Annotated in this window: 4 protein-coding genes; all 4 read left to right on the top strand. The window is 45.7% G+C overall.

Annotated elements, in window-relative coordinates; genetic code table 11:
* Positions 1-658 precede the first annotated feature (658 nt).
* Entirely contained in the window at positions 659-4,024 is a 3,366-nt protein-coding gene (locus VIM87_RS05070) for a SusC/RagA family TonB-linked outer membrane protein (RefSeq protein ID WP_331995926.1), read from the top strand.
* Between the two features lie 50 nt (positions 4,025-4,074).
* Positions 4,075-5,763, top strand: a complete 1,689-nt coding sequence (locus VIM87_RS05065) for a SusD/RagB family nutrient-binding outer membrane lipoprotein (RefSeq protein ID WP_331995925.1) — start codon at positions 4,075-4,077, stop codon at positions 5,761-5,763.
* 71 nt (positions 5,764-5,834) lie between these two features.
* Positions 5,835-6,407: a redoxin domain-containing protein gene (locus VIM87_RS05060; RefSeq protein WP_331995924.1), complete on the top strand. Its 573-nt coding sequence runs from the start codon at positions 5,835-5,837 to the stop codon at positions 6,405-6,407.
* Between the two features lie 5 nt (positions 6,408-6,412).
* The coding region (locus VIM87_RS05055) for a cytochrome c (protein ID WP_331995923.1) at positions 6,413-7,457 on the top strand (1,045 nt) is incomplete at its 3' end.

The raw sequence follows: 7,457 nt of genomic DNA, 5'->3' as shown, positions 1-7,457 counted from the left end.
AAGGCTAACGGGATCGATTATATTTTAAAGCCTTTCACAACAGAAACGCTGGAACGTTCCCTGGAAGAATACAGCTTCGACCTTCAGCCCAACCTTCAACCTTAACCTCAGCTCTCCACCCTCAGTCACAACCCTTAACCTTAATCCTCAGCCCAACCTCAACCTCAACCTTCAACCTCAATCCTCAACCACAGCCCTCAATCCTTAACCACAACCCTCAACCACAACCCTCAACCGCAGCCCTCAACCGCAACCCTCAACCCTCAACCCTCAACCCTCAACCCTCAACCGCAAACGTGAACTCTTTTTGGACAATAAATTTATCCTATATCGATCATACTTTATGAATTCTATTAATTTAATATATAAGACTATATAAAGACTCGATAACTATCTAAAATAAATTTTCTACTTTTTATTTTTTTTAAAAAGATTTCTATACTTTTGAATTACCACGTTGATAGTAGAGCAATAAGACATACTGTTATAATTAAAAAGAGCAATAGGACTATACCGTTATTATTTACGCAATCTTATCAGAGCCAGTGAACAGATCTATACTTATGAGAGGGACAACCGTATTAAAGCATGGCTTATAAGTTGTTGAATATCAACCAATATTGAAGCATTTATCAAACCAAATCTAAAATTAAGCGCAATGCGAAAATCTCATGCCTTTGTCATGGTGATGGTGCTGCTATTTACCGGCACGTCACTGCTCGCCCAGGACAAAAAATCAATCAGCGGAACCATTGTGGACGACAAGTCTGCAGTAGTGATAGGCGCTACTGTAATTGAAAAAGGTACCCGGAACAGTACCTTTACCGATGAACGTGGATACTATCACTTTTCGGTAGCCCCCTCAGCTACATTGATCATTTCATCGATCGGTTATGCTACCAGAGAAGTAGCGGTAGGTAACAGTTCAACCGTTAACGTTACTATTAACCAGGACACAAAAGGATTAAATGAAGTAGTGGTTACGGGTTTTGGTGAAAGCAGGGCTAAAAGAAGCCTTGGATATTCCGTTACCCAGGTTTCCGGTGACGATATCAGGAGAACAGCCAGCCCCAACCCAATTTCCGCCTTACAGGGCATGGTGCCTGGTTTGCAGGTTACCCCCAACGTGGGCGGCCCGCAGGCTTCTACCCGTTTCCAGATCAGGGGGAGCGCCAGCCTGGATCCGTATGGTAACCAGCCGCTGGTGGTGGTAGATGACATTGTGATGGACGACCAGGTGATCCTCCCCAACCGTGGCGGTGAGCAGGATTTCGGGAACATCCTGAAAGACATTAACCCCGACGACATTGAATCTATTTCCGTGTTAAAAGGGGGCGCTGTTACCGCATTATACGGCAGCCGCGCATCCAACGGTGTGATCCTCATCAAAACAAAAAAAGGTTTTTCACAGAGAGGTTTGGGCGTTTCTTTTACCCAGTCTTTTATGTTTGAAAGAGCTTATAAAACAGTAGATCTGCAGAACCAGTTTGGCGCCGGTATACATGCTGATGACTGGATTAAGTTAGCCGGTGATACGCTGTCTACAGATCAGTCATACTATTATGCCAGCTTTGGCCCTGAAATGAAGGGACAGATGTTTAAAGACATTACCGGTCAGTACCGCGCCAATAATCCAGGTGTAAACGATCCGTTGAAACTCTATAAAACAGGGATTACCCGTAATACGAACATTGGCATTTCCGGTGGTAATGATAAAACAACTTTCCGTTTTTCTTATTCTAACCTGGGTGCATCCTCTGCAACTCCCAATAATAACCTGGGCAGGAATAGCTTTAGCTTCAGGGCCACGCACCGTCCTATAAAAGGAGTGCTGTTGGATATTAATACATCCTATACACAAAGTAAAACGGAAAACCCGGCCTTACAGGGCGGCAATAGTGTGTTATACGCGACCAGCTATGGAGTGCCCCGTAACTATGATATCAATTACTGGATGCATAACTATGTGGATACTGCTAATGGTGGTTTGTCGGAAGCAGACATCTCAGGCGCTTCCAATGCTTTCTGGTACATTTACCAGAATCACTTTCAACAAAAGGAGAATAATTTCAGAGGCGGCATTAACCTGAGAGCGGATCTTACCAACTGGCTTCGTTTTGAAGGTAGTGCATCACTCAATGCATTTGAGACAAATTATACCGCCAAGATAAGAGGTACCGACCCCGGTTTTAACGGCGGTCAATATAAGGTTAACAATAATAGTGTAAGGCAATACCGTTACCGTGGAAGCCTGAGCTACATTAAGAAAATAAGTGACTTTGACCTGTTAGTACAAGGTGGTGGAGAACTCAACCAGTCCAAGCAGGTAGGCTATTATGCGGAAACCAGAGGGCTTGTTATACCCGATGTTTTCCGGCTCTTCAACTCAGCAGAAAGGCCCAGGGTCGACGAAGGAAAACCGAACGATCTGCAAATGGCTTCCTTGTTCTACCAGGCCAGCATAGGTTTCAGAGACTACCTGACACTGAACATATATGGCCGTAACGACTGGAACAGCACACTGGTATATAATGATGGTCATGGCAGCTATTCCTACTTTTATCCCGGAGCAGACCTGGCCTTTGTATTCACCGATCTGCTGAAACTGCCTAAAATGGTTGATTTTGGTAAGCTGCGCGTTTCCTATGTACAGGCAGGTGGTGGTACCTCTCCGTATAAAACCAATGCAGGCGCCTATTCTTCTTACGGTTTGTATAAAGATGCTTCAGGCGGAACTATACTCAGGTATGGCCTGTATGGCAATTCATTGCCCAATCAGAACCTTAAACCGGTACGGAACGCTAAAATTGAAGCCGGGCTTGAGTTTAAGCTGTTTGGCAACAGGCTGGGTGGCGACTTTACCTGGTACCAACAGGATTCCAAAAACCAGATCCAGGACTTTACTGTACCCCGTGAATCAGGCGTAGTAAGTGCCCTGATCAATGGTGGCCTGGTAAGGAACCAGGGGATAGAGCTTAGCCTGTATGGAACGCCTTACAAAAAGGGTAATTTCTCATGGGATGTAATGTTCAACTATACCCGGAACAAGAATACGATACTTTCATTGCCATTTAACTCCAAGGCAGCATTGCTGGACGGAGGAGATGGCATTTACTCCGTGGCTAACCTGGGCGGTGATTATGGTGCTATCCGCGCTAATTATCACTATGCTTCCTACCAGGCAAAGGATGGCAACGGCGCTAACGTGCAAAGTGGCCTGAACGGCATGCCGGTAGTAGGCTTTGATCCCAAAGGAGGCAATTTTGACGCACCGGTGATCTACTACCTGAGATCCGGCACCTATAACCCGGGTGTAGGCGGAGAATCTGATCCGGTTGTTGGATCCACCATGCCTGACTTCCTCGGAAGTATTCGTAATACTTTCAATTATAAAAGACTTTCTCTGAGCGTATTCCTGGATGCAAAATTCGGTGGTGATGTATACTCCAATACTTATGGTTACGGATCACAGTATGGTATGATTAAACATACACTGGCCGGCCGTAATACTGCACTGGGCGGTTTATCTTACACAGGCACGGCAGATTACAATGGCCTTACACCCGAACGGCATGACGGTATTTTACCGGTAGGCGTATTTGCAGCTGGTACTATTATAGAAGCGGCATATAGTGCTGATGGCCAGGAACATGATGTTTCAGGAATGACGGTAGCTGATGCGTATGCAAAGAACTATGTGAAGCCGGTAGCTGCCGCTGATTATTATGATCGCACCTATGGATGGAGCAATGGTATCAGAACTGCCAGTATGTTTGAATCTTCATGGGTATCTATGCGCGAGCTGTCTGTTAGTTATGACTTGCCAGTTGGCGTAGCCAGCAGATTAAAAATGAACAGCCTGCGGCTTTCGCTTATAGGCCGTAACCTTTTCTTCCTGTATAACAGCGCTCCGGATCACGTGAACCCGGATAACCTAAGCTCTACCAGCAGTGGTGCATTTATCGAAAACGGTGGTACACCTTATTTCAGACAATATGGATTTTCTGTAAACGCAAGTTTCTAAGAGATAGCCCGATCAAAAACTAATAATAACCAGGATCTTAAAATAGAATTATGAGGAAGATATTTTTACACGCAGTCTGTGCGCTGACGCTTCTGGCTACTTCCTGCAGCCGCGATAAATATGCAGAGCTGAACACTGACCCGGACCTGGTCCAGAGAGAAGAGGTAGACGTGAGGACCTTGTTCCCAACCGCTCCGCTGGCCCTGCATACCAATGACTTTGAGGCATACTATGATATACACCGTAACATACAGTATTGGATTGGCGCCTGGGTGCCCCTGCCTGGTAATGGCGCCATTATCACGCGGTTTAAAACGCCGATTTCGGCTTCCAACTATCCTTATATTTATGAGGATCTGTATTCAAGGGAAACAATAGGGGCGGGCGGTACCCTCGTGGAAATGAGGAATGTGATCGACAAAATGGATGAAGCTAAGAGATCAAAGTACCAGCATATCCGCGCCATTTCCTATGTTCCAATGGCACTAGCTGCATTTGGCGTTTCTGACCTTTTGGGCAGTATCGTTTATTCACAGGGATTTAGAGCGAGGTATACTTTTCCTCCGGAATTAACACCTAAATATGACACGCAGGAAGCGCTGTATGATACGCTGGACACTCAGCTAAAAAATGCAGTTGCAATATTAAAACAGAGCTTACCTGACCAGGAAAAACTAGGCACGTCTGACCTGTATTATCATGGCACAGGAACAGAATCGATGAACTGGGCCATGGCCGCCAATTCTCTTAGATTACGCATTGCCATGCGCATGCTCAAAAGAAAACCGGATGCAGCAAAAGCCATTATTAGCGAAGTGCTGGCCGACAATGTAGGCCCTATTAACAGCAGGGCGACATCCTGGGTGTTCAAAGCCGGCCCTGATGTAGCCAATGGTGGCAACTACAATGTAGCCGCAGGTATTTCCGGACAAAAAGCATCCATAGATTTTATGTACAGGAATCATGATCCCCGTATCAGGAACTTCTATCAGAAAGTGGCGCTGACCCAAGACCAGTTTAATACTTTCCAGGCTTCCGGTGACATTGCGCCCGGTGAAGTATACCAGGAATACAGGGGCCGTTATATTAGTCCTGATGCCGCCAATGAGCCCGACAAAAGATTTTATTTCAATTACATCACCGGTACCACCGCTTATGTTTCGTATATACAATATGCAATGTTCAATTCGTCCATAGCGAAGGGGAAGGTTAACTATCCTGTGATCACCTATGCAGATGTATGTTTTATGCGGGCTGAATTAGCCGCAAGAGGCGTTACTACTGAAGATGCAGCAGACTGGTATAATAAGGGTATTGAAGCGTCCCTGGCGGATTATGATGAGTGGGGTAAAGATGCAGTGGTAGTGGATTACACCCCGCTAACAGCTGATGAAGTAACTGCGTACAAGCAGGCGCCGGATATTGCATACGACCCTGCCAAAGGTCTGGAGCAGATCTGTGTTCAGCAGTTCATTAACTTCTATCGCAATCCATATGAATGCTGGGCGTTAATAAAAAGAACCGGTTACCCGAGCCAGACAGGAGTAGTGCTTAAGGCAGAAAAAATGAGAACTGGTGGCTCTGAAACTATCATGCCCAGAAGATGGAGCCTGTTTGTACCTCCGATCACTGATTTTAACTACGCCAACAGAAGGGCCTCTATCGAAGAAATGCAGAAAGATCCTGAGCTGGGCGGTTTAACCGATATTACGGGAAGAGTTTGGTGGGATAAGAAATAAATCGTAGAATACTACAATGGATTCAGATCGGGCTTATTGTCTGATCTGGATCCATTGTTAAACTGCTTTTCATGAAATATGTGTTGCTTATTTGCGGCTGTTTATTTTTAGGAGTTTTACATGCACAGCAGCCGGCAGGGGATGCGCTGAAAGCCATTAAGGTAAGAACAATAGAAGGCAGGCCCTTCTCCTTATCCGGCATTCACAAGCAGCTGACCGCCCTGGTGTTCCTTTCGCCGGACTGCCCGCTGAGCCGCAATTACACTATTGTATTGAATGAGCTTCAAAAGAACAAAAAAGATTCCCTGGCCATTGTGGGCGTTTTTGCAGGACCGGCCTACAGTGATGATGAGATAAAAGCCTTTCAGCAAAAATATGCAGTTGATTTTGTGCTGGTGCGGGATAAAAAAGAAGCGTTGGTAAATTATACCCAGGCAACGGTAACGCCTGAAGTTTTTTTATATGACAATAACAGCGTGCTGGTATACAATGGCGCCATTGATGACTGGGCCGTGAGCCTTGGCAAAAAGAAAAGGCAGGCAGACCATCATTATCTGCGTGACGCCATTGAAAATTTTTTACAACATAGAACAGTGAACCCTTTTAAAACAACGGCAGTAGGTTGCCTGATCAGCAATAAATGAAGCATATGCCAGCACGCTTATTTACAATAGTATTCCTGTTTACATTCACGGCGCTTCGTGCACAAACCTACTACGATGTTGAACCGGTATTGTTACGTAAATGTGGTGTTTGCCATAATCCCGGAGAGGCTGCCCCTTTTCCGCTATTGAACTATGAAGATTTTACTAAGAGGCTTCCCTTCATAAAAAAAGTGATCAGCACCGGCTATATGCCGCCCTGGCAGGCAGATACGGCATATTCACACTTCGCCAACCAGCGGGGGCTTACCGTTGAGGAGAAGCAGGCTATTCTTGCGTGGATAGACAATAAAGCGCCCAAAGGAAAAGCGCCTAAGAATGCACCGGTACTGAATACAAACGCCGGTAAGCTGTTAAATGGCCGGGCGCCGGACCTGGTATTAAAATCGAAAATACCGTTCACCGTTAAAGGAAATAATAAGGAAAGGTTTATAGAATATAAAGTGCCGTTTGAACTACCGGCCGGTAAAAGTGTAGAGGCCATTGAGTTTGTGACCAACAATAAAAAGATCATACACCATGTTAATTATGGTTTTTATAGTGTAGCGGATACCAGTGTGGACCTGGATGCGGGTTTAAGCACCATTGATACAGACGAGGAGCCACAGAACAGGAGCGCATTTGACCCGCTGAAACGAACGATGGTTTATTATACGGGATGGATCCCCGGGGCCTCGGCAGAATACTATCCCAATGATTTTGGCTGGACATTTCCCAACAGGGGAGTAGTGATCTTTACCACGCATTATGCGCCCATAGCGGCAGATGAGCAATCGATAGTGGGAGTGAACATGTACTTTAAAGATGCGCCGGTAAAAAGGCCGGTACGGATCATCAGCATTGGTTCCGGTGGCGTAGGTGAGCGGGATATTGATCCCATTTTCATGATCCCCCCGGACCAGGTAAAAACGTTTGAGCTGAAAATGAGAACGCCCGAAGAGCAATCGCTTTTATATGTGTGGCCGCATATGCATTATCTGGGCAGATCTTTTGAGGCATTTGTAGTAACACCAGGCAATGATACCATTCACC

The organism is Chitinophaga sp. (assembly GCF_036569125.1).
Lineage (GTDB): Bacteria > Bacteroidota > Bacteroidia > Chitinophagales > Chitinophagaceae > Chitinophaga.
The sequence above is the reverse complement of the archived record's forward strand: the minus strand, read 5'-3'. Positions and strand labels throughout refer to the sequence as shown.